We start from the raw sequence: 22,365 nt of genomic DNA on the forward strand, positions 1-22,365 counted from the left end.
TGTTTATAAAGACGAACTTTATCACAATGTATAGGAGTTAAGAACATATGAATGTGTACAGTACAAAACAAGCACCTTTTTGGCCCATCATTTTAGCAGTCTTCTTTGGGAATTTTTTAGCTATTTTAAGCACTTCTACCATCAATGTTGCTCTGCCCGTTTTAATGAGTCACTTTGAAACAAATTTAAGCTCTGCACAGTGGGCAGTGACTGGCTTTATGCTAGCAACTGGAATAATCGCGCCTATCGTCGGCTATTTAGGAGATAAACTAAGCTATAAAAAACTATACGTATATACACTCATTGGCTTTACTTTGTTTTCTAGCTTATGCGCAGCCGCATGGAATATTGAGTCGCTTATTACCTTTCGAATTTTACAGGGAATTTGCAGCGGAATTGTCATGCCTACTACTATGACGATTATTTATCAGGTAATTGAAAAAGAAAAACAAACGTTTGCAATTAGTCTTTGGAGCGTATCTGCGATGTTTGCTCCTGCATTTGGCCCTACTTTAGGAGGCTTGATGACCGAATATTTCGGCTGGAAATCGCTGTTTTTAATGAATCTTCCAATCGGGATTATCGCCATTATCATCGCTGCTCGCTTTGTTCCTTACTATCGCTTAAGCCAAGTGAAGTCATTTGACGCGGTTGGATTTGTCACGGTTATCGTCAGCAGCGCCTCTCTTCTTGTCGCATTTAGCTTAGGTAACAGCTGGGGATGGCTCGATGGAAAAACAATATTTCTTCTTTTATTAGGTCTTATCAGTTTATCTCTTTTTATCTTTTGGGAGCTTCGGACATCAGAGCCTCTGTTAAATTTGCGTGTTTTTAAATATACACGGTACACCTACAGCGTCATTTTAAACTGTGTTATTGGTATCAGCTTATATTCCAGCACGTTTTTGATTCCCGTCTTTTCTCAAAGCGTTCAGCACGCTTCTGCTTTACATACGGGATTGATCTTGCTTCCCGGCTCGTTAGCCATGATTCTTTTTACATTACTTATCGGGAAAATTTATGGAAAAGTAGGACCCATGTGGCTTAGCTTTATCGGAATTGTCTTAATTGGAATTGCCACGTGGAAATTTAAATCGTTAACGCCGCAGTCTTCATTTATATATCTCTCTTTATGGATGGGCATTCGCTATGTCGGGACCGCTTTTTCCCACATGCCTGTTAATAATGTCGGAATGAGCGTTATTCCAAAAGAATACTCTGGGCACGCCTCGTCTATCAATAACTGGACGCGACAAGTAATCGGCTCTTTTTCAATAGGCATATTCAGCGCCATTCTTGCTTCTCGTACTTTTGTTCATACAAAGGAGCTTCAGCACATAAATAGCAAAGATACGATGCTTCATGAACAAGCAATGAGCCTTGGCATGAATGACGTGTTCTTTTTAACAACGGTTATTGTAATCCTGACGATTCCTTTAACGTTTACGTTAAAAAAGAAACGAAAGCGCGCAGCGGAAACAGCTTTATAAATAGCCATAAAATGTACTTTTGGGAAATCCTACGAAATGAACATTAGGAAACAGTCGAAAACATCTCACATACAATCTCTTCTCTTTATGTGAGCGGACTGTATGTGAAGAAACAAAAACTAGCTACCCAAGATAGCTAGTTTTTGTTTTTATGAAAGTCGCACTTCTCTTTTTCTTCACATGCAAAGCACACAAGCTTTCCTTCGACAACCACGCCGTTCAAAAATCCCTCTAAGCAGTACACTTCCTTTTGACATACTGTGCAGATTCCGACATACTCTTTCACGGCTTTATCACTCCTTGTATCGTATTAAAAACCATAAAAAAAGCTCTATTAAAGAGCTTCTTTCCGTACAACTGATTCTCCTTCAATTCAACAACCGGCCCATTTTCTCAGGAGAAAGCGGCTTATCAAATATATAGCCTTGACCGATATGACAGCCTTGTTCCGTCACAAACTGCAGCTGTTCTTCGTTTTCGATTCCTTCTGCGGTTAAGTCAAAGTTAAGTTTTTTCCCCATTTGAATAATCGTTTCCACTAACACTTTTCCGACTTCATCTAAGTCGTCAATAAATGATTTATCAATTTTTAACGTATTAATCGGCAAGTGTTTAAGATAGCTAAGGGAACAGTAGCACGTTCCAAAATCATCCATCGCCACTTTTATCCCTAGACTCCGCAGGCGGTTTAGCACTTTTTTCGATTCTTGACTGTTTTGAATAACGCTTTCAGTGATTTCAAGTTCAAGAAAGTGCAGCTCAAGGCCCGTTTCTTTCAAAATTTGTTCCATGTCCGTTACAAATCTTGAGGATTTCAGCTGAATAGGTGACACGTTCACTCCTATTTTACTCGCTTTTGAATTCAGCTCCGTCCATGTTTTCATTTGCTTACACGCTTCTTCTAACACCCACTTTCCAACCGGCACAATCAGACCTACTTCTTCTAAAATGGGCAAAAATTCATTTGGATAGACGGTACCAAATTTTGCGCTACTCCAGCGGATGAGCGCTTCTGCCCCTATGACATCAGACGTTTTTAAATCAATTAACGACTGATAAACGAGCTGAAACTCATTTCTTTCTAACGCATATACTTTAACACATTCTCCATGATGATCGTTTTAATCATTCGTTCATTTGATGAAGACGAACTCATTTCATAAGTATTTGGTCCATTTCGTTTTGCCACATACATCGCAATATCTGCTTGCTTGATCAGCCAGTCGATTAGTTCATATGCGTCTTTTAGAATAATATGCTACTGACATTCCTTTGAAAATAAGCCGATGCCAACGCTTGTAGAGGTTAACACTTTATCTTCGTCTATATAAAAAGGCAGCGACATTTCTTTTACAATCTGCTCGGTCATTTCCTCGATTTCCTCAACAGTCTTTAGAGAATGCAGCACTAAAATGAACTCATCGCCCCCGTGCCGTGAGATAAAATCAGAGGAAGGAATACCATTTTCTTAATCTTTCTGCTACGCACCTCAGCAGCACATCTCCGTGATGATGGTCAAGCGTATCATTTATTGATTTAAAACGGTCTAAATCTAAAAATAAAATCGCCAGCAGTTCAGGAGATTCTTCATCTAAAAGCAGCTTTTTCAACTGCTTATTTAACCAGTAGCGATTAGGCAAATTGGTTAAAGGATCATAATAAGCCATTTGCTTAATTTTTTCTTCATATGTTTTTCGCTTTGTAATATCATTACGAATCGATACGTACTGATACGGTTTGCCTCGTTCGTCTAAAAAAGGAACAATGGTTGTATCTACCCAGTAATACGAACTGTCTTTTGCTTTGTTTTTTATCTCTCCGTGCCATACCTTACCGGAACTGATCGTGTTCCATAACTCTTTAAAAAACAAGCTTGAATGATGTTTCGAATTAATAATACGATGATCTTGACCTAGGGGCTCATGTCTTTCATACTTAGAAATTTCACAGAATTTATCGTTCACGTGTACTACGTGCACCCTTCTCTTATTCACTACTACCTTCACTAAGTTGAGGAAAACAGGAAACTTTGCTTCATGAAGAAATTCAATGTTTCTCCACCCTAATTCAGGAATTCCAATCAAAAATATGGATATTTATGCTAATATAAAATTTGTTGATCATATAAAGAAACAAATAGTAGCGGGGTGTCATATGGATAATCAATACGTTGTAGGATGGGGAACGCTGGCTCTAATTAATGCCGGATTAGCGCAAGGTAAAAATCGGACCGGTCTGAACTGGTTCTTATTATCTCTTGCTTTAGGACCGATTGCTACCTTCATCTTACTGCTGGTTGAAAAACGATAAAATTGCCTCAAAGCTCATTACTTTGAGCTTTTTTCTTTATCCTTCAACTATAACTGATCTCCAAAACAAGTAAAAAAGCACCGTTTGAAAATTTTTTCTGAGCTTAATATGCATAAATCTATTCATCATTCAGACTGAGTTTGGCTACATTTTTTTGATTAAAAACCTAAACCTACTCTTTAGAAATGGGATACTGGTCCTTTTTAAGCCTTTTCTTACTTCTCTTCTTACAATAAAACCAAAAGAAAGAAAAACGCTTCTATTCTATGCTTTTTCAATTAATAGATTGGCTGCTTTCTTCAGATTATTACCGTTTACACGGGACAGCTATACATCTAGTGGACAGGGTTAAACTTCCTGTATTTCTCAATCTTTACGATGAATAAATACTCATTTGCTTCATTTGACAAAGAAATAAATGCTGTGTAATTTAAGTAACATACCCCATCTAAAATGTTTTTAGAAAGGATTAAGTAGCAAGATGCGTACAAAAAAAGAAGAGTGTATAATTGATGAAATGGGAAGAGTATCCCTTCCTTCTTTGTTTATGCAACTAACGAAACTCGAGACGAACGACAAAGTTTTTTTACGGAGCTGTGATGATTGGATTATTATCGATCACCATGACGAAAATGTTCCCGTTCCTTCTCATATCTTCATTCGAACAATTAACCATATGGGTAGAATAGTCATTCCGAGATCCCTGCGAGATGACTATGCACTTAAGCCCTTTGATTATGTAGAACTATACGTGATAGAGCAGCAAATTGTTATGAAAAAAAGAGACGAAAAATCGACAGCGCTTTCACAAAAAACTGCGGCGTCCCCTCCTTATTATGCAACATTAACTGGACGGCAGATTCAGCTCACTTCTGAACTTTTAACGTCAGTCGGATTGGATGCAAACACGGAGGTTCAATTTTTTATTAACCAAAAAAATAACATTGTGATTCAAAAATATGAAATGAGTTTTGGTAAGAAAACGACTTTAACATTTACGGCTCAATCTCGAAAAATTGATGACCGTTTTAGACTTACCATTCCTAAAAAGCTGCGAGATGAGTTCTCTATCCACTTAGGTACGATGTTAAAAATAAAGACGGATAATAAGCAGCTAATTTTAGAAAAAGTGGAGAATGAAAAAGAGATTAGCAGCGTATTATCTCAGCAAATAGACACCGCAATCTTTGGAAAATTATTGAAATAAGAACAACACCAGAAACAAATGGTTCCCTACGACTTCAAAGCAAAAGCTAAGAGTTGCGCATAGACTTAACACTTCCATACTCAACTCTTAGCTTTTAGACTTATCTTTTTATTTCTTTATACACTGTTTCTACTGGATAATCGCTAAAGCGACTCATCCACTCTTTTACTGTGAGTGTGATACGATCTCGATATGTGGGATTATTCGTGTAGAATTTTACTTTGTCACTGTCAACAATTAACGCTACGTAATAATAGCCTTGCTTATCATACTCAATGATTCCTTCCATAAGCGTGTACAAACCGGTTACTCCCCCTGATAGCGCTGTCGCGCCTAAGCCATCTAAATCTTTTTCTTCATGTACGATTTGAAAGTTATCAACAAGCGCTTCATAGTCATTTCCTACAAGTTTTTTCACATTTTCATCATGTTCGCTTGGAAGGATATCGAGTTCTGATAATGTCTTCGTATGTTCTGTGATCTTTCCTTTATACTAAAATAAAACACTATTTTCATATATTCAAATTATTGTAAATAATTTGAATATATGAGTATAATAAGGTACTTTGCATAGAGGAGGCTGATTTAGTTGAAGAGTTCAACCGGAGCTGAATTTTACGATAATGACGAGACGTTTTTAGCATATACTAAACGCCGGCAGCAGAAAGAAAATGCCAACGATACGATTGAAAAACCGGCCATTCTACAGCTTCTAAGTGATGTTACAGATGCAAATATTTTAGATTTAGGGTGCGGAAACGCTGAATTTGGCGTGGAGCTTCTTGCACAAGGGTGTTTCTCGTATACGGGAGTAGACGGCTCAATCAATATGTTAAACGCTGCTCATCAACAGCTTTCAAACTACCCAAATGCAAGAGTGATCCATGAATCGATGGAGCAATACACTCCACCACGTGCCGAATACGATTTGGTTACCGCAAGACTGTCTCTTCACTATATGGAAGACTTAGCTCGCATTTTCATTAAAGTGAATCAAGCGCTCAAACCTGAAGGAACATTTATTTTTTCCGTTGAACATCCAGTCATTACGCCTACTCTTCAGCCTTCCGCTCTCCGCACAAACTGGACCGTGGACAACTATTTCTTAATGGGATTCCGCCAGCAGCACTGGATGGGCGGATACGTTCGAAAATATCATCGCACGCTTGAAGAATACTTTTCTTTGATGCAGCAAAGCGGATTTACCGTCACAAACTTAAAGGAAGCATGCCCTCAAAAAGAACACTTCGACAGCGCCGAAACTTACGAGCGTCGAATGCGCATTCCTTTGTTTTTGCTGATGAGCGGCGTGAAGAACGGATAAGCGCCTAGATGAAAAAAGCATCAAAGCCTTCATTAAGGAAACAAGGGCTTTGATGCTTTTTACACTTATTCTTCACAACACCAAGCATACGCTATATCTCTGTTGTTTGCCGTGACTAAATTCCTCTTTCTTCCAAAAAGACTATTTTAGTTAATCTTCTAACTTTCTATCAAAAACAAAAGTAGTCATCGCAACATCTTCTTCAATGTTAATGTCTGAAAAAACTCTTATAATTTTTGCATGGACAAGTTTTTCAAACTTATCTCGTATATCTGAACAATCATAAATTTTTTTTACTAGTTCCGTACGTGCCTCATGAACCATCCGTTTGCCTTCAGGAGAAGTTATCATAAACTTTTCTACATTCGTAAGATTGCCTTTCATTTCGCTAACAGCCCATGTATCTATAAAACGAGTAGTGATTTCCCTCGGTCCGTTTCCAACCTGCTCTTTACGGATTTCGCGCACCAAATTACTAAATTCATGCTCCCTATTTCTACTCATGTTCAAATTCTCCTTTCATTATCTTCTAATCTTTTTTTCGTTAACATTAAGTAACTAATAGTTAAAGCGATAATTCCTAACGATAAAAATAAACTTCCAATTTGATAATTGTTATTCACAATAATAAATCGTATTGTAGCGGTAATTCCAATATATAAAAGATAACTTAACGGGAAATGGCAGCTTTCCTTAAAATAAGTCATAATCATCGAAACAAAAGCAAAATATAAAAAGAAAACCAATACTTTTCCTAGGATTTTATGAACGTTATTATTTCCTGTTAAGGCATCATTCATAATATAAAAAAGCTCTCTCAATAAGAAATAAACGAGTATAAACCCAAGAACAATCAGCGAGACATTTAAAATAAATTGATATGTCGTAATTAGATACTGCCTTTTTTTACATAAAAATAGTTTAAACACCTTTGTATCCCTTCCTTTTATCTAACTTCCTTACATTGATTCTATTCATGTTAGTAAAACACTCAAAAGCTATTAGCCTGTTTTAGAGCCTGCTGCTTTTTTAGTTGTCTCCAATATCTCCACTCCTCCACAAAAAAACCCATCATAAAGAAATTTGTGCATAGTTGTACAAATTTCTTTATGATGGGTTAACGACTCAGCATTTTTCAATACTTGTTATCCAGCCCGCCATATATCTACATATAGTCAAGTCACCAAAGATAAAAAAACATATGTGATGAGTTCCTATCAATAAGCTTCTTTACAATTAATTATAACTCAACACATCAAAACTTTAAATAAAGATTTACTTAGCTTTTGTGCTGATATAGTGTTTAATTACTTCATAAACGTAGTCTTGACAAGCAGCTGCTGTGTTTGGATTATATTTTCCATTGTTTACTTTGTTGTTAGATAGCACTCTGATACCTAAGAATGGAACGTTATAGCTTCCTGCAATTTGTGCTGCCGCTGCACCTTCCATTTCTTCTACAGACGTCCCATACTTAGTGTGGAACCACTTAATTCTATCCACTTCGTTATTCCACGTGTCTGCTGATCCTATCGTTCCTTCAACCACTTTACCCTTTTTATATGTATCTTTTACTTCATTTGCAGCCGCAAGTAATTTTTTATCTCCTTCATAATAACGAGCTTTTTCAGCATCAGGATCTTCCCCAGCACTTCCTTCAGAAGCCATCAAATCCATCGGCTTCCACGCAGTAGGATCCATTCCTTCGCCTTCTTTTTTATCTGCTGTTTTTAAGGAGCCTATATTGGTTGTTCGCTTCCCTAAAACAATATCAAACACGTTTAGATTTTCATCATGTCCACCTGATGTTCCTTGATTGATAATCGCTCTAGGATGGTATTTCTCTATAGCTATCGCTGTAGCAGCTGCTGTGTTTTCCATTCCCTTTCCCATTTTAACAACAATGACCGGATAATTATCGACGGTTCCTTTGTAAAAAACAAAATTCCCTGATTTTTCTTCTTTTACATTTTCTAATTTTTTAGCGAATTTCTGCGCTTCTATCGGCATCGGCCCTTGAACAATAATAGGCTTCTGTTTATCTCCAGCTTCCTTTTTTGAAGTTGAATTACACCCGGCAAGTATAGATAGTAATAAGATCATACCAATAGCAAATAAAGCCCCTGTTTTTAACATGTTGTTTTTCATAGATTGTTACGTTCACTCCGTTTCGTTTTGTTGTTTAATACACTCGATGTTTGGACAAAAGAAAAAAACCTAGAACATGTTTAATTGTCTACGCTTTTTAGAGTCAAAGTATAAGAAATTAAGCACGAAATAAAGTTTCTGTATTGATAAACCGAACATTTTTACACTTTAACTCGTAGTCCAGTTCTTTGAATGGGAACTAGGTAGAGACACTTAGCCCATATTTCCAAGCATATACGAGCAATATTTTTCACTTTCTAAATGTATCAAATATAGGCTGGTCACTCAATACAAAAACGAATATTTTAATTAAATTTACGTTAAAATGTTCGTTTTTTTTAACAAAACCTCACTAAATCTTTTATAAATATCTATCTCAAAACAAAAAAATCGTCTCAAAATCGGAACTTTGAGACGATTTTTCTACTTACTAAACATTTACCGTTCTAACTTCACTTAACGTTAATTGGCAGCGGTGCATGAGCCGCTACAAGCTGTTGTTCACGCATTTCTTCCCAGAACTCTGGCGGAATTACTGTGTTTAATGCAGATTTGTCTTCTGCAATACGTTCTGGACGACTAGCGCCAGGAATAACAGCAGCAACCGCTGGATTAGCAAGTGAGAATTGTACAGCAGCAGCCTTAATACTGATATGATGACGATCTGCAATACTTTTGATTTTTTCTACTTTTGCCATAATGTCTGAAGATGCTTTTTGATATTCAAAGTGCGTACCTCCAGCAAGAACGCCTGAGCTGTATGGCCCACCCACAACAATGCCCATATTATGTTTTACGGCTGCAGGCATTACTCGCTGCAGTGCACGCTCATGGTCTAATAGTGTGTATCGGCCAGCTAGCAAGGAGACATCTGGCTTTGCTTCTTCCAAATCCAGCATGATTTCAATTGGCTCTACTCGGTTTACTCCAAGTCCCCATCCTTTAATAACTCCTTCTTCACGTAAACGTGTAAGCACACGAAATGCTCCAGTTCGAGCAGATTCAAATTGTCCTACCCACTCATCTCCATAAAAATCTTGCGCGACATCATGAATATACACAAAGTCCAATCGATCTGTTTTTAAACGGTTTAAACTTTGCTCGATTGAACGAAGAGTTGCATCCGCGCTGTAGTCATTGATAATTTTATTTTTACGGCCAAATTCAAAAAGTCCGCCTTTTTCTCCTAAGTCACGTGAAGATGAGTCTTCCAGCTCATCTGAAATAACGCGACCTACTTTTGTACTTAGCACATACTCATCGCGATTTCTTTTTGATAGTGCTTCACCAAGGCGCATCTCTGCTAAACCAGCTCCATAAAGCGGGGCTGCGTCAAAGTAACGGATGCCGCTTTCCCAAGCAGCATCAACTGTTGCGATGGCTTCTTCTTCGGGAATATTACGATACATATTGCCTAATGGTGCTGTTCCAAACCCTAGTTTTCCCTGCAGTATCTTTCTCATATTCATAAAACCTCCTGAAATTTTTATAACTCTATTTTAGAAATTTATCAGTATGAAGGTAAACTCAACGACTGATCTATTCATTAAATGTCATGTTATCCCCTGACAAAATTCATTATGAAGCATATAAACAAGAAAAAAAAAGTACGCACTTTAAAGTAATATGGGAACTAAAAAGTAACCTACTAAAGAGTAATTGAGCTTTTCAGACTCTCCTTTTCTTTATGTACTTTCTACTTCTTACTCATGCAAGCAAACATTTTGCATACAATAAGCAGAAAGCTACTTTATAAATGAGGTGAGATTCTTGAGAGATGAATACTTCAAAAAAATTGAAGATAAGCTCGATAAGCTTGATGAAATGGACTGCTCGAAAGAAGAAGAAAAAGATGAATATTTTCAAAGCTTGCTAGATGATATGGATGATTTGTTGAAAGACATGCGCCAGCGAGAAAAAGACTCCAATCATCTGGTCAGCGAACATATGAAGACGGTTAATGACATATTTGATAACGCAATCAAAAACTTAAAAAAAGACCGAAACTAGCCTTATGGTGCTTCTGATCCATTTGAATATACTGATTTTTCTGTTTTTCATATATAAAAACATAGTATTTCATATGTAAAAATGGTATTTTCAGTATACGCAAACAGTAGGAGTGAAAAAAAGAATGGAAAACGGTCACTTTAAAGAACAAGTAAGAACGAAAGAAGAGCTTCGCCGTATAGTCGGCGCACCTAACAAATTGGCACATCAAAAAATAATTTCTCATTTAGATCGACACTGACGGGAATTTATTAAACATTCTCCTTTTGTTATCATCGCTACAGCTGATTATAAAGGAATTTGCGACAGTTCTCCGCGGGGGGATCACCCTGGTTTTGTACAAGTCGTCGATGAGAAAAGGCTATTGATTCCAGAGAGGCGCGGCAATAAAAAAGTAGATTCATTGGAAAATATTTTATCTAATCCTCAAATAGGGCTGCTTTTTTTGATTCCAGGCATAGAAGAAACACTGCGGATTAACGGCAAAGCTTGCATTGTAAAAGAAAAAGCGCTGCTTGAAACAATGGCGGTTCACAATAAAACTCCGCTGCTCACTATCGGCGTCGAAGTACAAGAATGCTTTCTCCACCGCAGCAAAGCATTCAAGCGATCAAAGCTGTGGAATCCAGAATCTTGGGAAAGAGTCGAAACGCTTCCTTCCGCAGCTAAAATAGTCGCAGAACACGCAGGCTTTTCCACCCTAGAAAGCCGCAACAATCCCGAAGAAAGCAAAACTCAGCACCTCTATGAAAAAAAGCCGCTATAATGCGGCTTTTGTCATTTTACCATCAGAAACAGTATACCTCCAGCAATGATCAGAACTGGTAACAAAGCAAGAAGCACGCCCTTTTTCGAACTTCCTATGTATTCATGATCACCATAGGCGCGGCCTGTTCTAAAATCTACTTTCACCTGAGATTCTTCTTTCTTATGTTCTTTTTTCATCCTCTTTTCCTCCTAGCGGCAGTTGAGCGTCAATTTGCTTAATATGATGCTCTAAATGAGCAATATAATCTTTAGCCAACCACTGGAGCGAAACGAAGTTTCCATCTTCTAATTCGAATTGATACATATACTTTTCTGTTGGTATATGCGAAAGAACGGAAGCAATTTGCTTATTTAAACTGCGCCATAGGGCAACTACTTCTTCCATGGGCGTAGCTTGATAGTGCTGCAGTTCTACCCATTCATCTTGTTTGTAAGGCGTCAGGGCCAAAGGTGTTTTTTCATGCTGCACATTGATAAACCGCTGCAAATTGTGAATAGCCGAGTCACATAAGTGCCCCACAATTTCTTTTGGGGACCATTTCTTAAGTGCAGGACGGTTTGACGCCGCTGCATCAGAGAATACCTCAAGCTTTTTAGGAAGCTTTATAATCCATTCATTTAACTGAACAACCGTCGTTTCCATGTTCATTTCTCCTTTAATAACGTTTTTTTTAAAATCTTCCCCATATAATATTCATCAACTGATTTTCCATCTACAACGAGTGAACATACTTTTTCCCCTTCTATTTTAAAGCCCATCTTTTTATACAGCGAAATGGCCGGTTCATTGTGTGTCATAACCGTTAGCTCTACTCGTTTGATGCCGCTATGCGCCGCCCAGTTCTCCATTTTTTCAAACAATGAAGTACCAATCCCTTGGTTTCCATAGGAACGCAATACTCCAACTGCTAAGTATGCACTGTGTTTTTTTCGATTAACGCTTCCGCCAATTACAGACAAATGTCCGACAAGCTGTCCGTCTTGTTCCGCCACTAAAATTGTCGAGTTCGGCATCTTTAAAAAAGTGGTAATCATTTTTTTCTGCTGTTCAAGCGTTGTCGCACGCTCATTTTCCTCGTACAGCATATATGCTGTTTCTCGATCAAGCTCTTTATTTAACATTAAAAAAGCTGCTGCATCGGAAGCTGAAATTTCTCGAATCATGTTTACCCCTGCTTTCGTAAATAGTAGTTAGCTAGTTCAACAGAAAAGAACTTTAAAAAACGAATGATACTATTACACACGTGCTGAACGTTTTCCAAGAAACGCAGTGAAAATGAAACATATACTAAAAGCGGCGGCTGAAACGAAAAAGCCAAGCATCCACCCAAAAGCTCGCATAAACGTATCTTCATTCGGGTACTGAGGCTTGACGCTTAGCCACTCAATTACCATAATCAATGCCACTATCAAGTAAAAGCTGCTTCCCGTTAAAGCCATTTTAAGACGGTTTTTAAATGATCCTGTCCACGCTGTACTAACAATGCGCCACGTAAAAATACTTACAATCGTCGCTAAAAACATAAGAACAAGATGCAAATAAGGGATATCTGTAAACATAAGAAGATAGAGTAAAAATATTGTAGTATCAAAATATAAAGCATTAATGCCAAACAAATAGCCTCCGCTCAGCCAATGGTTTTGAAACCACTTTTTCTTGCTAAGACGTTCTACCATTCCGCTAGGCACCCACAGCGTACGCGAAAAAACAATCATCACCAGCACAAATACCATGCCGGCCAAAAAGAATGTTGACACTTTTTCATCAACCTTTCTATTCAAAATAAATATGGTTAATTATACTATTAATAACAAATTTAAACTATTGTTTTCTTTACTAATGAAGAGGCTGAGACAAAGGTATTTTAGTGGTGGGAAAATTTGAACGATGCATTGAGATTCTTGGTAGAGAATTAAATTTGTTCGGATTTTTTATGAATAGACTGAATGTAAGTTTCATGTATGTAGCTGCTTCTAGCTGTTGATTGGAGGGCAAGGCGAAGACTCCTGCGGGAAAAGCGGAACAGGTGAGACCCCGCAGAAGCGCAAGCGACGAGGAGTCTCACCGGCCGCCCGCGGAAAGCGAAGTCTTGCACGGAAATCAACAGCGGTGTCACAAGTAATTCATACGAGCTCATTAATCCTATTTGTTCGTCTTTCAATAGGATTAATTTAGATATGTCTTAATCTCTATTTACATTCTTCCTCCGGTAAATGGATTGATTTCCCCTGTTAAGTCACGTCCTGCTTTCTTTTCTTCATGTGCGATGCGCTTGCCAATCGCAATTTTATTCCAAATTAGTGGCACCCATATACACGCTCCGAATAAAATCATCCAAAAAAGTTCTCACATTTCTTCCACCCTTTCATCTTCTTCTATTATTTTGAAGACAATAAGAAACGCATATACGCTTTTTACTCTTGATTTGAATCCTTGATACCGTATGAAAAGAAATAAACTAGGATTGATAAAGCCATTCCGTAAGTGGTCCAAGCCGCTAGTAAAATGGCGTACTGATGATTGATAAAAAACACTCCGCTTGAAATCAGCAGCAGGATAAAACTAATCCATTTTATTTTTTTCATTACTCTATCCCCTTTACTTAACCTTTTACAGTAAGTTTCTTATTGTCTACTTGTTATTACGAACAAACTGTATAAAAGTTCCATATTTTTCAAATAAACGAAAAGTAATTTGATAAAACGTTCAGCTATCGATTATCATATACCTTAAAGTAAGTTTTACGATTCATGAGTGGGAGTGAACTATCTTGTCTTATAGCATGAAGGAAATGAATGAAAAAACCGGGCTTTCCGCACCGACTTTACGCTACTATGAAAAAGAAGGAATTCCTCCTTTTGTAGAGCGTGATGAAAATGGAAAGCGCCTCTATAACGATACGAATATTGAATGGATTCGTTTTATCTTAGCTCTGCGCTCAACGGGCATGCCTCTTGTAGAAATCAAGCGCTATGTAGAGCTCTATAAACAAGGCGAAAGCACGATTAAAGAACGAAAAAGCATGATGCTTCAGCACAAAGAAGCAGTGGAAGAAGAAATGGCCAAAACTTTTAAATACCTTGAACAAATTAACTATAAGCTTGCTTTGTACGACTCACTAGAAGCAAAATTAACGCAAAAAGAAATTAAAATTTAAACACAAAAGTCCGCAGGTGCACCTGCGGACTTTTTATTAATACAGTGAATTTACGATATTTAACAGCTCTTCTGACCATGTCCAATCGCTGATTTCAACCGCATCTGTTACGTGATGCAATTTACTAGCTCCGATAATGCTTGACGTTACAGAGGGCTGATTCAATACCCATGAAAGAGCAAACTGAGACAAGCTTACTTCATTTGTTTCTGCTAACTTGCGATACTGCTCCACCAGCTGAAAGTTTTGGTCTGTAAAGTAGTTTCGCAGCAGCTTTTCACCATGCGCAGCCCGACTTTCTAGCGGCACGTCATTTGGTGTTTTATATTTGCCTGAAAGCATACCGCGCGCTAACGGACTGTATACCATGACGCCTACACCTTCAGATTGACTAAACGGCAGCAGCTCTTGTTCAATTTCACGAGAGAGAAGATTGTACTGAGGCTGAACGGAAATAAATTTTTCAAGATTCATTTTGTCACTAATATGATGAGACTTTGCGATTTGCCACGCGGCATAATTGGAGCAGCCAATATAACGAACTTTGCCTTGACGAACTAAATCATCTAGCGTACGAAGCGTTTCTTCCATAGGTGTATGGTGATCAAAAAGATGAACTTGATAAAGATCAATGTAGTCCGTCTGCAGTCGTCGCAGCTGATTATCCACTTCTCTCATAATATGTGTGCGTGAAAGGCCTTTATCATTTTTGCCTTTTCCTACGGCAATGCCGACTTTTGTTGCAAGCACAACATCATCTCGTTTTCCTTTTAACGCACGTCCAATAATTTCTTCAGATTCCCCTGTGCCATATCTAAACTCTTCATCCTGCCCTTTTCCGTAATAGTTGGCTGTGTCAATGAAGTTAATTCCGTTGTCAATGGCGCTATGTAAAATAGCTGCCGACGCTTTTTCGTCAATCCATCGTCCAAACGCCATGGTACCTAGACATAAATTTGATACTTCCAGACCTGTTGTTCCAAGCTTTCGATATTGCATCGATACCCTCTCCTTTTTATTGCTGTCTTTACTCTCTCTTATCATACACCTTAACGTCCACTTTAAGACAAGCCTTAAGCGTGCATGCATATATAAAAAACTGCTAGAAACAGCAGTGCTTCTAGCAGTTTTTTGATTCATTTTTCGCTTATTTTTTTGCAATTTGCTTCTTCAGTAGACATAATCATAATATGGTAAGATAAATCATAGCTTACTCGTTATCGAAACTACATTAAGCTGCCGCTGTTAAAATAACGGCGATTCCATTAAAACAAGCATGAATGATCATACTTGGAAGCAGCGACTTTGTTTTTTCGTACACCCATGCAAACACGAGACCTGATAAAAAGTTAACGGGCAAGGTATTGTACGTTGGAATATGCACCAGCATAAAGATAAACGAACTTCCCACTAATCCAAACACAATTCCTCCTTTACGTTTCAGCCACGTATAAAAAAATCCTCGGTAGATAATCTCTTCATAAAAAGGTGAGATTACAGCGGCTGAAACAAAAGCAAGTATAAATGAAAACAGCGACAGGTCATGCTGTAAACTGGCTGTTTTTTTATTTTCATACGTCATACCAAACCATTCCATTAGCACAACAATTGCCACACTTCCTAAGATCAGCACAAAAAGCAAAAAAAGAATGCGCGGCCAGTGCCGTTTTGAAAACGATTGAAAACCAATTTTTCTATCACCAGCCTGAACCATCAGCCCATACAGAGCTGATAAAAACACAGCTGCCATAACAAACCCAGTAACTGTTCCAGCATAAAGATCATTTTCAAACAGGGAATGTAAAGCATCCTGCAATATGCCTTCAATTAAGATAGGCACACCAACAAACGTGACCACAAGCATGATTACGAATGATTTTATTGTCCATAATCCTTGATTTTTTTGTTTCAATTTACTTCGCCTCCCTTTTACATATATTCAGTGTAAAAGGTGACGTAACGTTACCTGCAAGCATTTTTTTGGAGGGGTTAAAAATGATTTATTTTTCTACTGGGCAAGCCGCTAAAAAATTAGGCCTTACGGTGCGTACGCTTCGTTACTATGATCAAATCGGCTTGCTTCATCCATCGTCAAAAGCCCAAAACGGAAAGCGGTCCTATTCAGAAACGGATTTAGTCACACTAGAAAAAATTACTCTGTTAAAAAACTTAGCCGTTCCTTTGCGAGATATTGAACTTATTCTTCATCAAGTGAGTATTGATGAACTTCTAGCGATTCATCAGCAAAAACTTCAGCAAAAAGCTTCAGAAATTCAACGAGCTTTAGAACATACTCACACTCTTCGCAACAGTATAAAAATAGAAGGTGAATTAAACTGGAAGCAGCTCCTTCCCTTAGTTCAAAATCAGTCTACTACTAAAAGCAGCTGGACTGATCTGCTTTCGATTTTAATAGAAGAAAGTGAGATTCTGCAGCATGATTTGCCTAAAATGGAGAATGCGAGTGCCGATAAATGGATTAACATCATAAAACGAGTTCAGCTTTGCTTAAAGCACCAGCGTGCACCTCAATCTGAAGATGGACAGCTGGTTGCAGCTGATATTCTGCTTTTATCGAGTGAGCTATTTGGCCCTCATACGGCTTTAGAAAAAGCCTTTTGGGATGTTCGCAAATCTCCTGAGGCATCAAGTTCACTTAATCTCTACCCTATTGACAGCGAAATCCTTCAATTTATTGAAGATGCGATTATTTTTTACGAACAACACATAAAGGAATGAAGGTATTGAAAAAAGAAAAGCTGTTTGCTAATTCTTCTTATAAAAAATTATTTATTTCAAGCTCTGCCGCAAGCTTCGGAGATTTATTTGATATGTTTGCGGTGATGACGCTTTTTACATACGTGTGGCACGCAAATTCCCTCTGGATTACGCTTATTCCTGTCGCGTACACTTTGCCTAGCATCCTGCTAAGTCAAGCAGCAGGAAATTTAGCGGACCGCTGCGATAAAGTACAGCTGATGTTTCTGTCTGAACTAGTCCGTCTTCTGTTCACATGTCTGTTATTTTTCACAAATGAACCGCTTTTGGCACTAGGGGTGCTGACCCTGCGCTCTATGAGTTCTGTTATGAAAGTGCCCGCACAGCTGGCTTACGTTCGAGAAGTGGTCAAAGAAGAGCAGCTGCTGCAAGCCTCTACTTTACAAAACATTATGTTTCAAATTGCCAAAGTTGTGGGGCCGTTTCTCGGAGCCGCCGCGCTGACGATTACAACGCCAAAAGCATGCATTTTAGTTAATGCCGCAGCTTGTATGATTTCTATTGGTGTCCTGTTTTCACTTAAAAAAGCAGGTAAAAACATTCAAGGGCAAGCTGCTCATTCTTCCCATCAACCGAAAGAAACGTACTCAAACGGCTGAAAAATCGTTTTTCAGCACTCAATCCTTTTACGCGTCGTTATTTTGTTTCACCTTTCGTATTTTGTAGTCATGCTTGTTGACGCTCAAATTAGCATCTTCCTTCGAGATGTGCTGCCTCACCATCCGGAAATGCTCGGCTGGCTGCTTTCGGGAATCGGACTGGGAGCGCTAGCAACAGGAGTTTACCTCAATAGAAAAAAGCAGGTTCACCATCCGTTTAGACTTTTATCACTTGGCCTGCTTTTATTTGGAGGGGCTTTATTTTTCATTAGCTGCTTTAATCCAGCCGTTATGTCGCGCTATTTTATTTTGATTGCTGCACCCATCGGCGGCGCCGGAGTTGGACTGAATTTACTGCTGTTTAACTATATCGTTCAAAAGTACAGCGACAAAGAGCACCTCGGAAAAGTGTACGGATTCATTAATACATTAACGAGTGTCGTTTTACTTACTGCTCCTCTTTTTGGAGGCATGATCGTAAAAGTCGCAGGTGCTCAGACGACTTTTTTAGCGGCTGCCATTATCGTAGCAGTCTTTGGATTTGTGAGCATGCTGATGCCGCTGCGTGATAAACCGGAAAGAAACGTTCAGATTGACGCATAAAAAACAGCTTGAGACTATACCTCAAGCTGTTTTTTTATAAATTCCTGATTATCATCCAACGACTATATAAATTAAAGCGGCTAGTACGTTCGGCACAGCAAGAGCTCCAAATCGTTTTGCATCTTCAACTCGGCTCACCTTGCGCGTCTTTTTGGCTGAAAAGAATGTGCCTGTACTTCCTAGCACGATGCTGTCAATAAGGTATGCCAAAGCCAAAACCAGTGATACTGCTCCCATTGTGCCTAACATAAAATAGAGATAGCTCCACTTCCCTGTAAAAGCAGCAAGCGCAAGAACAATCCCGACCGTCACGATACCTGCTATAAATCCTTTTTTAATCATTGCATCCCTCTTCCCTTCCTGCCCCTTAAATTTTACCATATACTTCTTTTTTTGTATGATATCTTACATTTTATTCTACTATGCTCATATCTTATGGTAAAATTAGTAAGAGAGGTGGTACATATGAAAAAACGTCAAGGAATCACGATGCTTTTATTTATACTCGGAGCAGCCTCTATTTCTTTTGGGATGGCTTTAAAAAATATCTTTCCTTATTCCCCTGCAGCCGGGTGGATTCTAGGGACACTGCTTTTGCTAGGAAACTCATTTTATACGAGAAGGTACTTACATAGAAGGTCCATTAAGAAGTAAATATCCGCCCCGAGCCGTATATACAAACCTTCATTCGGTTATGGTAAAATAGATAAGCAAAAACTGGATGTAAGGAGATTTTGAGTTTGAAAACAGGATTAATATCTGGCATTATATCTTTAATTATTGTGATTATCATTTCTATTACAGCAGGCAACTGGCAGTATATTTACTATATTTCAGGCCCTCTTGGCATATTACTTACGGCAATTGCACTCGTAACCTTACTGGACGCATTTCGTTTTGAAACGAGAGGACCTTACTTTACCCCGGTCCGGCAGCGAGAGGATACAGAATGGATGAAACGTTTTATTATTGCAGCTGTTCCTCATTTAGTTGCTTCATGTATTTGTATCTTATTTTTATAGAAACCAAAAAGCCAATGAATGATCTTCATTGGCTTTTCTTATTTATTATATTAAATACCGCGCGACATACCGTAATAATCAATACGATAATCCACAGCTCCTTCTGCAAATACATTTACAGCTGATTTGGAATCTTTTTTCGGGAATACCCGGGAAGTGAAGACAATTTTGCCGCCGTTTATATAAATTTCGACGATGCTTTTGTCGACAAATACGCGAACATCGACTTCGTTTGACGCTGTCCATTTTTCAGAGCGAACCACACCGTATTCCGTTGCATATTGATGGTGGAATGAAGAACGGTCGAGTCGCACTTCTTGCTTTTCTGTATCAAACACGAGGCGAAGCTCTTCTTCTTTACTATTAAACAGCTCTAAACCAAACTGTTTGGCCGCTATCTCGCGGAACGTCATATTGATTTCATATGCATTGTTTGTTGCTTCATCAATGATCACTTCTTCATTTTTTAGCGTTCCTCTAAAATGAACCGCTTGATCTCGAAGCTTATTTAACTCTTCTACAGGCTTTTGAACAAGTTCATTTCCTTCAAGCGAAAGCTCACGAGGAAGCGTTAAGGCATGGGCCCATCCGTATTCGTCTGACGGATAGTCAACGTCCGGGTTTCCAATCCATGCCAACAGCAAGCGACGTCCGCTTTCATCTTGGAAGGTTTGCGGTGCATAAAAGTCAAACCCTTTATCAATTTCACGGTAATACTCCATTTCAAACGTTAAACTTTCCACATCGAATGTTCCCACCGCGTAAATCACATTATAAATATTATGAAAATCGTGGCCATCCGCTTTGATTCCTTGCGGCGAAAAGACAAACACATCTTTTCCGTCCAGTTTAAAGTAATCCGGGCACTCCCACATATAGCCAAAGTCAGGAAGCGATGTTTTAACTTCGCCTTTAAATGACCACTGAAGCGCATCGCTTGATTCATACACAATTAACGCGCCCGTTTCGTTTTCACGCTGAGCGCCTAGCAGCATATAATATGTATCATTTTCTTTCCATACTTTCGGATCACGCACATGTCCTGTATACCCATCAGGAACGCCTTGTACCGCTGGATTATACGTGTATTTTTCCACACTTCCATCCCTGTTTAGCATCGCGATACATTGATTAGCTGAACGTGAGCCGTCTTCGTATTTTACATTCCCCGTATAAAACAGCAGCCCCTGACCATCTTTTTCAATCGCGCCGCCTGAGTATGCGCCGTGCGATTCATATTCTTCCGTTGGCGTTAACGCAACCGGAAGGCGTTCCCACGTTACTAAATCCGTAGATTTCACATGAGCCCAGTGCTTCATTCCATGCATCGCACCGTACGGATACCACTGATAAAACACGTGATATTCACCGTTTAATTGAATCAATCCGTTTGGATCATTCATCAGCCCGTACTGTGGATGAATATGATAAATCGGCTGCCAGCTGTCTTTGATTGCTTTGTCTTTTAATGCTTCTAACTCACCAGATTTTGCTTCTAAAATCGTTCTGTACTTCGATTCAGCCATTTCTTCAATCCCTCCAGCATCTAAAAAAAGAGAACGTATTCTCCTTGCCCTCTATGATATAAAATTTCAAGTGAAAATGCTACCAAAGAACGAATGTTGTCGTTTTCTTGTGTCGGATTTTACAGATAACTTTTTTTCTGTTTTTATAGCAGAAAAGAAGGTTTTTCTGTCAGGTGGTTGAATACTATATACAATCAAATTTCACCAGCCTGTACGAGCGTCCGACGGCACTTGCACATTTTTTTTAGCGAATCATTTGCGTTTTGCAGGAAGTATTCAACAAAATGGTAAACCCTTCATATTACATATTATAAAAGGAGGAAATGTCATGACAAAAGAAAACGTAAAAGAAACAGTGGGTAAAGAAACAAAAGGTGGAAGCAAAGAGTTATTGGTCGGCACGTTAGTAGGCAGCGTAGTGGGTGTAACAACAGCTTTACTAGTAGCGCCAAAGTCAGGAAAAGAGCTGCGTGCTTCTATTCAAGACGGAGCGAATCAAGCACTTGCTAAAACAGGTCAAGTGAAAGAAACGGTATATGCAAAAGGCCAAGACCTCAAACAGCGCACGGCTCGTCTTTCACAAAAAGTTTCCGAACAATCTTCGCAAGTTGTCAACAAAGTGAAATCTCTGCGCACTGCTAAAGAACAGCCGCTTGCAGAAATGGCTGCAGCAGAAGAGCTTGAAACGACAGAAATCGTTCAAGATCCTGTTCTTGAAGCTGAAGCGGTGCAAGAAGAATTAAATACAATTACGCAAGAAGTAAGTGACTTAGAACAATCTGTCGATGAAACAAGACGTTAATAACGAGCTGTAGAGATATCTCTACAGCTTTTGTGTATATTCGCTATCCTTCATTCCACCCTTCAAAAAAATAGCCTCCGTACGGACACGGCTCTGATTCCGGCAGTCCTTCATAACGCTGTCCGCTGTAATACTTCGCCAGCACAATCTTAGGCTTAAAAGCCGCTACCCCTTCACTGTCTTCTTTCTCCGCTCCGCTTTCTTTCATCAAACAAAAAATATCCATTCCTGCAAACTCTCCGTACCCTTGATAGCACGACTCATAATAAACTTTACCAGGTGTCACCAAATAACACTCTCGCTGCCACGACGGCTGCTTACTGTAGACACTTGCAATACTTATTCCACTCACCGCACACTTCCAGCTGCAAATTCCAACCATACAACGCCTCCAACGACTTGATAGTCTATTCATCTACAACTTTTGATAAAATCAAACATCCTTTGGCATGTACATAATTCTCTCTTCCACCTAAAAAACTACATTTCTAGATACCGATCCGCCGTGATTTCACCGCCAAAAGTTCGCCTACGTGAATTTGACTATCGCCAAGAAATTACACTTCACTCCTTCCCACCCTCTAGAAAGAAACCGCACTTCACACCCAAACAAACTCCCT

At 38.8% G+C, this 22,365-nt stretch carries 32 protein-coding genes, 1 pseudogene and 1 riboswitch; of the genes and pseudogenes, 14 read left to right on the plus strand and 19 right to left on the minus strand.

Features of this window, described 5'->3' with window-relative positions; genetic code table 11:
- Positions 1-47 precede the first annotated feature (47 nt).
- Complete coding sequence (locus tag Q5794_RS19700; protein ID WP_374988349.1) at positions 48-1,490, plus strand: MDR family MFS transporter; 1,443 nt, start codon at positions 48-50, stop codon at positions 1,488-1,490.
- A gap of 136 nt (positions 1,491-1,626) precedes the next feature.
- Here the strand turns inward: Q5794_RS19700 and Q5794_RS19705 are convergent, their stop codons facing one another.
- The 4 genes from Q5794_RS19705 to Q5794_RS19720 all read right to left on the minus strand — a co-directional run bounded on the left by Q5794_RS19705 (position 1,627) and on the right by Q5794_RS19720 (position 3,496).
- Positions 1,627-1,776, minus strand: coding sequence for a hypothetical protein (locus Q5794_RS19705; RefSeq protein WP_251390505.1), 150 nt, complete (start codon positions 1,774-1,776; stop codon positions 1,627-1,629).
- Between the two features lie 82 nt (positions 1,777-1,858).
- Positions 1,859-2,536 (minus strand): putative bifunctional diguanylate cyclase/phosphodiesterase, encoded by a 678-nt coding sequence (locus tag Q5794_RS19710; protein WP_374989238.1) that lies wholly within the window; start codon positions 2,534-2,536, stop codon positions 1,859-1,861.
- A gap of 212 nt (positions 2,537-2,748) precedes the next feature.
- Entirely contained in the window at positions 2,749-2,898 is a 150-nt protein-coding gene (locus Q5794_RS19715; protein ID WP_374988350.1) for a hypothetical protein, read from the minus strand.
- A 37-nt stretch (positions 2,899-2,935) separates the two neighbouring features.
- Entirely contained in the window at positions 2,936-3,496 is a 561-nt protein-coding gene (locus tag Q5794_RS19720; protein ID WP_374989239.1) for a PAS domain-containing protein, read from the minus strand.
- A gap of 148 nt (positions 3,497-3,644) precedes the next feature.
- Here Q5794_RS19720 and Q5794_RS19725 point away from each other — a divergent pair, with 148 nt between their 5' ends.
- Complete coding sequence (locus tag Q5794_RS19725; protein ID WP_214987348.1) at positions 3,645-3,800, plus strand: hypothetical protein; 156 nt, start codon at positions 3,645-3,647, stop codon at positions 3,798-3,800.
- Positions 3,801-4,281: 481 nt separating this feature from the next.
- Positions 4,282-5,007 (plus strand): AbrB/MazE/SpoVT family DNA-binding domain-containing protein, encoded by a 726-nt coding sequence (locus tag Q5794_RS19730; protein ID WP_374988351.1) that lies wholly within the window; start codon positions 4,282-4,284, stop codon positions 5,005-5,007.
- Between the two features lie 100 nt (positions 5,008-5,107).
- Here the strand turns inward: Q5794_RS19730 and Q5794_RS19735 are convergent, their stop codons facing one another.
- Positions 5,108-5,425, minus strand: a complete 318-nt coding sequence (locus Q5794_RS19735; protein WP_214987350.1) for a hypothetical protein — start codon at positions 5,423-5,425, stop codon at positions 5,108-5,110.
- Positions 5,426-5,596: 171 nt separating this feature from the next.
- Here Q5794_RS19735 and Q5794_RS19740 point away from each other — a divergent pair, with 171 nt between their 5' ends.
- Positions 5,597-6,331 carry a class I SAM-dependent DNA methyltransferase gene (locus tag Q5794_RS19740; RefSeq protein ID WP_374988352.1) on the plus strand — a complete coding sequence of 245 codons (735 nt, stop codon included), beginning with the start codon at positions 5,597-5,599 and terminating at the stop codon, positions 6,329-6,331.
- A 150-nt stretch (positions 6,332-6,481) separates the two neighbouring features.
- Here Q5794_RS19740 and Q5794_RS19745 read toward each other — a convergent pair whose 3' ends face one another.
- The 4 genes from Q5794_RS19745 to Q5794_RS19760 form a co-directional block, all read right to left on the minus strand.
- The gene (locus tag Q5794_RS19745; RefSeq protein WP_214987352.1) at positions 6,482-6,835 is read right to left on the minus strand and encodes a DUF2294 domain-containing protein; all 354 of its coding nucleotides are present in this window, start codon (positions 6,833-6,835) and stop codon (positions 6,482-6,484) included.
- A gap of 2 nt (positions 6,836-6,837) precedes the next feature.
- Positions 6,838-7,260 carry a phosphate-starvation-inducible protein PsiE gene (locus Q5794_RS19750; protein WP_057242859.1) on the minus strand — a complete coding sequence of 141 codons (423 nt, stop codon included), beginning with the start codon at positions 7,258-7,260 and terminating at the stop codon, positions 6,838-6,840.
- Positions 7,261-7,606: 346 nt separating this feature from the next.
- Entirely contained in the window at positions 7,607-8,479 is an 873-nt protein-coding gene (locus Q5794_RS19755; RefSeq protein WP_374988353.1) for a 5'-methylthioadenosine/S-adenosylhomocysteine nucleosidase, read from the minus strand.
- A 156-nt stretch (positions 8,480-8,635) separates the two neighbouring features.
- Positions 8,636-8,739, minus strand: a riboswitch (purine riboswitch).
- 192 nt (positions 8,740-8,931) lie between these two features.
- Complete coding sequence (locus Q5794_RS19760; RefSeq protein ID WP_214987354.1) at positions 8,932-9,942, minus strand: aldo/keto reductase; 1,011 nt, start codon at positions 9,940-9,942, stop codon at positions 8,932-8,934.
- Between the two features lie 298 nt (positions 9,943-10,240).
- Here Q5794_RS19760 and Q5794_RS19765 point away from each other — a divergent pair, with 298 nt between their 5' ends.
- Together Q5794_RS19765 and Q5794_RS19770 are read left to right on the plus strand one after the other, a co-directional pair.
- Positions 10,241-10,489 carry a hypothetical protein gene (locus tag Q5794_RS19765; protein ID WP_374988354.1) on the plus strand — a complete coding sequence of 83 codons (249 nt, stop codon included), beginning with the start codon at positions 10,241-10,243 and terminating at the stop codon, positions 10,487-10,489.
- A 124-nt stretch (positions 10,490-10,613) separates the two neighbouring features.
- Positions 10,614-11,255 (plus strand): annotated as a pseudogene (locus tag Q5794_RS19770) (MSMEG_1061 family FMN-dependent PPOX-type flavoprotein).
- An 11-nt stretch (positions 11,256-11,266) separates the two neighbouring features.
- Here Q5794_RS19770 and Q5794_RS19775 read toward each other — a convergent pair.
- From Q5794_RS19775 to Q5794_RS19790, 4 genes are all read right to left on the minus strand, one after another.
- A complete protein-coding gene (locus tag Q5794_RS19775) occupies positions 11,267-11,434 on the minus strand; it encodes a hypothetical protein (RefSeq protein ID WP_214987356.1) in 168 nt (55 codons plus the stop codon).
- On the minus strand, positions 11,418-11,900 hold the full coding sequence (locus tag Q5794_RS19780) for a DinB family protein (RefSeq protein ID WP_374988355.1): 483 nt from the start codon (positions 11,898-11,900) through the stop codon (positions 11,418-11,420). The genes Q5794_RS19775 and Q5794_RS19780 overlap by 17 nt, the downstream gene beginning before the upstream one ends.
- Before the next feature lie 2 nt (positions 11,901-11,902).
- On the minus strand, positions 11,903-12,421 hold the full coding sequence (locus tag Q5794_RS19785; protein WP_374988356.1) for a GNAT family N-acetyltransferase: 519 nt from the start codon (positions 12,419-12,421) through the stop codon (positions 11,903-11,905).
- Between the two features lie 72 nt (positions 12,422-12,493).
- Complete coding sequence (locus Q5794_RS19790; protein ID WP_374988357.1) at positions 12,494-13,015, minus strand: hypothetical protein; 522 nt, start codon at positions 13,013-13,015, stop codon at positions 12,494-12,496.
- A 223-nt stretch (positions 13,016-13,238) separates the two neighbouring features.
- Between Q5794_RS19790 and Q5794_RS19795 the strand changes: the two genes are divergently transcribed.
- Positions 13,239-13,433: a hypothetical protein gene (locus tag Q5794_RS19795; protein ID WP_192995347.1), complete on the plus strand. Its 195-nt coding sequence runs from the start codon at positions 13,239-13,241 to the stop codon at positions 13,431-13,433.
- Positions 13,434-13,672: 239 nt separating this feature from the next.
- Here Q5794_RS19795 and Q5794_RS19800 read toward each other — a convergent pair whose 3' ends face one another.
- Positions 13,673-13,843 (minus strand): hypothetical protein, encoded by a 171-nt coding sequence (locus Q5794_RS19800; RefSeq protein WP_192995349.1) that lies wholly within the window; start codon positions 13,841-13,843, stop codon positions 13,673-13,675.
- Between the two features lie 185 nt (positions 13,844-14,028).
- On the opposite strand from Q5794_RS19800, the gene Q5794_RS19805 reads away from it, so the two are divergent.
- Positions 14,029-14,415: a MerR family transcriptional regulator gene (locus tag Q5794_RS19805; RefSeq protein ID WP_374988358.1), complete on the plus strand. Its 387-nt coding sequence runs from the start codon at positions 14,029-14,031 to the stop codon at positions 14,413-14,415.
- Positions 14,416-14,451: 36 nt separating this feature from the next.
- Here Q5794_RS19805 and Q5794_RS19810 read toward each other — a convergent pair whose 3' ends face one another.
- A complete protein-coding gene (locus Q5794_RS19810; protein ID WP_214987358.1) occupies positions 14,452-15,414 on the minus strand; it encodes an aldo/keto reductase in 963 nt (320 codons plus the stop codon).
- Between the two features lie 232 nt (positions 15,415-15,646).
- The gene (locus Q5794_RS19815) at positions 15,647-16,327 is read right to left on the minus strand and encodes a lysostaphin resistance A-like protein (RefSeq protein WP_374988359.1); all 681 of its coding nucleotides are present in this window, start codon (positions 16,325-16,327) and stop codon (positions 15,647-15,649) included.
- A gap of 83 nt (positions 16,328-16,410) precedes the next feature.
- Between Q5794_RS19815 and Q5794_RS19820 the strand changes: the two genes are divergently transcribed.
- From Q5794_RS19820 to Q5794_RS19830, 3 genes are read left to right on the plus strand one after another with little or no spacing between them, the layout of a single operon-like run.
- The gene (locus tag Q5794_RS19820; RefSeq protein WP_374988360.1) at positions 16,411-17,154 is read left to right on the plus strand and encodes a MerR family transcriptional regulator; all 744 of its coding nucleotides are present in this window, start codon (positions 16,411-16,413) and stop codon (positions 17,152-17,154) included.
- Between the two features lie 5 nt (positions 17,155-17,159).
- Entirely contained in the window at positions 17,160-17,792 is a 633-nt protein-coding gene (locus tag Q5794_RS19825; protein ID WP_374988361.1) for an MFS transporter, read from the plus strand.
- Positions 17,793-17,834: 42 nt separating this feature from the next.
- Positions 17,835-18,395, plus strand: a complete 561-nt coding sequence (locus Q5794_RS19830; protein ID WP_374988362.1) for an MFS transporter — start codon at positions 17,835-17,837, stop codon at positions 18,393-18,395.
- A 51-nt stretch (positions 18,396-18,446) separates the two neighbouring features.
- Here the strand turns inward: Q5794_RS19830 and Q5794_RS19835 are convergent, their stop codons facing one another.
- Positions 18,447-18,737 carry a hypothetical protein gene (locus Q5794_RS19835; RefSeq protein WP_374988363.1) on the minus strand — a complete coding sequence of 97 codons (291 nt, stop codon included), beginning with the start codon at positions 18,735-18,737 and terminating at the stop codon, positions 18,447-18,449.
- A gap of 123 nt (positions 18,738-18,860) precedes the next feature.
- On the opposite strand from Q5794_RS19835, the gene Q5794_RS19840 reads away from it, so the two are divergent.
- Both Q5794_RS19840 and Q5794_RS19845 read left to right on the plus strand, forming a co-directional pair.
- Positions 18,861-19,049, plus strand: coding sequence for a hypothetical protein (locus tag Q5794_RS19840; protein WP_374988364.1), 189 nt, complete (start codon positions 18,861-18,863; stop codon positions 19,047-19,049).
- Positions 19,050-19,135: 86 nt separating this feature from the next.
- Positions 19,136-19,417 carry a hypothetical protein gene (locus Q5794_RS19845; RefSeq protein WP_013058546.1) on the plus strand — a complete coding sequence of 94 codons (282 nt, stop codon included), beginning with the start codon at positions 19,136-19,138 and terminating at the stop codon, positions 19,415-19,417.
- A 50-nt stretch (positions 19,418-19,467) separates the two neighbouring features.
- On the opposite strand, the gene Q5794_RS19850 is transcribed toward Q5794_RS19845, so the two are convergent.
- Positions 19,468-20,943, minus strand: coding sequence for a glycoside hydrolase family 32 protein (locus Q5794_RS19850; protein ID WP_374988365.1), 1,476 nt, complete (start codon positions 20,941-20,943; stop codon positions 19,468-19,470).
- A 328-nt stretch (positions 20,944-21,271) separates the two neighbouring features.
- On the opposite strand from Q5794_RS19850, the gene Q5794_RS19855 reads away from it, so the two are divergent.
- The gene (locus Q5794_RS19855) at positions 21,272-21,745 is read left to right on the plus strand and encodes a YtxH domain-containing protein (RefSeq protein ID WP_214984620.1); all 474 of its coding nucleotides are present in this window, start codon (positions 21,272-21,274) and stop codon (positions 21,743-21,745) included.
- A gap of 43 nt (positions 21,746-21,788) precedes the next feature.
- Here Q5794_RS19855 and Q5794_RS19860 read toward each other — a convergent pair whose 3' ends face one another.
- On the minus strand, positions 21,789-22,127 hold the full coding sequence (locus Q5794_RS19860; protein WP_374988366.1) for a hypothetical protein: 339 nt from the start codon (positions 22,125-22,127) through the stop codon (positions 21,789-21,791).
- Between the last annotated feature and the right edge of the window lie 238 nt (positions 22,128-22,365).

The organism is Priestia megaterium (assembly GCF_041941685.1).
Taxonomy (GTDB): Bacteria; Bacillota; Bacilli; order Bacillales; family Bacillaceae_H; genus Priestia; species Priestia megaterium_C.

Bases quoted from the DNA above. Each gene is read 5' to 3' on its own strand.
- Q5794_RS19700 (WP_374988349.1), top strand. From the start codon at position 48: ATGAATGTGTACAGTACAAAACAAGCACCTTTTTGGCCCATCATTTTA.
- Q5794_RS19725 (WP_214987348.1), top strand. From the start codon at position 3,645: ATGGATAATCAATACGTTGTAGGATGGGGAACGCTGGCTCTAATTAAT.
- Q5794_RS19730 (WP_374988351.1), top strand. From the start codon at position 4,282: ATGCGTACAAAAAAAGAAGAGTGTATAATTGATGAAATGGGAAGAGTA.
- Q5794_RS19745 (WP_214987352.1), bottom strand. From the start codon at position 6,835: ATGAGTAGAAATAGGGAGCATGAATTTAGTAATTTGGTGCGCGAAATC.
- Q5794_RS19755 (WP_374988353.1), bottom strand. From the start codon at position 8,479: ATGAAAAACAACATGTTAAAAACAGGGGCTTTATTTGCTATTGGTATG.
- Q5794_RS19760 (WP_214987354.1), bottom strand. From the start codon at position 9,942: ATGAGAAAGATACTGCAGGGAAAACTAGGGTTTGGAACAGCACCATTA.
- Q5794_RS19775 (WP_214987356.1), bottom strand. From the start codon at position 11,434: ATGAAAAAAGAACATAAGAAAGAAGAATCTCAGGTGAAAGTAGATTTT.
- Q5794_RS19780 (WP_374988355.1), bottom strand. From the start codon at position 11,900: ATGGAAACGACGGTTGTTCAGTTAAATGAATGGATTATAAAGCTTCCT.
- Q5794_RS19785 (WP_374988356.1), bottom strand. From the start codon at position 12,421: ATGATTCGAGAAATTTCAGCTTCCGATGCAGCAGCTTTTTTAATGTTA.
- Q5794_RS19800 (WP_192995349.1), bottom strand. From the start codon at position 13,843: ATGAAAAAAATAAAATGGATTAGTTTTATCCTGCTGCTGATTTCAAGC.
- Q5794_RS19810 (WP_214987358.1), bottom strand. From the start codon at position 15,414: ATGCAATATCGAAAGCTTGGAACAACAGGTCTGGAAGTATCAAATTTA.
- Q5794_RS19820 (WP_374988360.1), top strand. From the start codon at position 16,411: ATGATTTATTTTTCTACTGGGCAAGCCGCTAAAAAATTAGGCCTTACG.
- Q5794_RS19835 (WP_374988363.1), bottom strand. From the start codon at position 18,737: ATGATTAAAAAAGGATTTATAGCAGGTATCGTGACGGTCGGGATTGTT.
- Q5794_RS19840 (WP_374988364.1), top strand. From the start codon at position 18,861: ATGAAAAAACGTCAAGGAATCACGATGCTTTTATTTATACTCGGAGCA.
- Q5794_RS19850 (WP_374988365.1), bottom strand. From the start codon at position 20,943: ATGGCTGAATCGAAGTACAGAACGATTTTAGAAGCAAAATCTGGTGAG.
- Q5794_RS19855 (WP_214984620.1), top strand. From the start codon at position 21,272: ATGACAAAAGAAAACGTAAAAGAAACAGTGGGTAAAGAAACAAAAGGT.
- Q5794_RS19860 (WP_374988366.1), bottom strand. From the start codon at position 22,127: ATGGTTGGAATTTGCAGCTGGAAGTGTGCGGTGAGTGGAATAAGTATT.